Genomic DNA, 890 nt, shown 5'->3' on the forward strand with positions numbered 1-890 from the left:
GAGCGCGGCTACCGCGAGCGCGAGATCCCCGGGCTCGTCCTGTCCAGGAACCTGCACGGCATGGAGATCGACCCCCGCGCCGCCCAGATCGCGCGGCTGGCGTTGGCCATGTGCGCCCGCGGCATGGACCGCCGCTTCTTCGGCCGCGGCGTGCAGGCCGACATCGCCGTGCTCGCCCCGGTCGCGCTGGGGGAGGGCGACGTGCCGCAGGGCAGCGCGCTCGAGAAGAGGAAGGACCTCGTCGACGCCCTGGCGCACCTGGACGAGGTGGGCTCCCTGCTCGCCCCGGGCGAGGGCGACCTCTCCTCGATCCGGGAGGCCATCGAGCTCACCGGCGGCGACGGCCTGTTCGGCAGCAGCTCCAAGGAGAAGCTCCAGCGCGCCCTTTCCACCTGCGAGACCCTTGCCCGCCGCCACGACTGCGTGGTGGCCAACCCGCCCTACATGGGCAGCTCCAGCTTCGGCCCCTTCATGTCCAGGTGGGTCAAGAAGAGCTACCCCGACGTGAAGAGCGACCTGTGCACGTGCTTCATCGAGCGCGGCTTCAACCTGGCAAAGGACCGCGGCTACGCGGCCATGATCACCATGCAGAGCTGGATGTTCCTGGGCAGCTTCGAGAAGATGCGCTCCTCGCTCATCGGGAGCAATTCAATCCTGTCCATGTTGCACCTGGGCCCCCGCGCGTTCGATGCCATCGGCGGCGAGGTCGTCAACGTCACGGCCGATGTCGTCTACAACGGCCGCGCGACATGCGAGGGCGCCTACGTGCGCCTCGTCGACATCAACGGCAGCGAGGCCAAGCGCCAGAAGGCCCTCGAGGCGATCAAAAACCCCGGCTGCGGCTGGTTCTACCGCCGCGACGCCGAGACCTTCAAGCAGATCCCCGGCAC

At 68.9% G+C, this 890-nt stretch carries 1 protein-coding gene; it reads left to right on the forward strand.

All coding sequences use genetic code 11. From position 1 onward, the window contains the following. A partial coding sequence (locus ACTQZF_RS09185) for an Eco57I restriction-modification methylase domain-containing protein (protein WP_441555107.1) occupies positions 1 to 890 on the forward strand: 890 nt, incomplete at both ends.

The sequence above is a fragment of the Collinsella sp. LCP19S3_H3 genome (assembly GCF_052119145.1).
Lineage (GTDB): Bacteria > Actinomycetota > Coriobacteriia > Coriobacteriales > Coriobacteriaceae > Collinsella.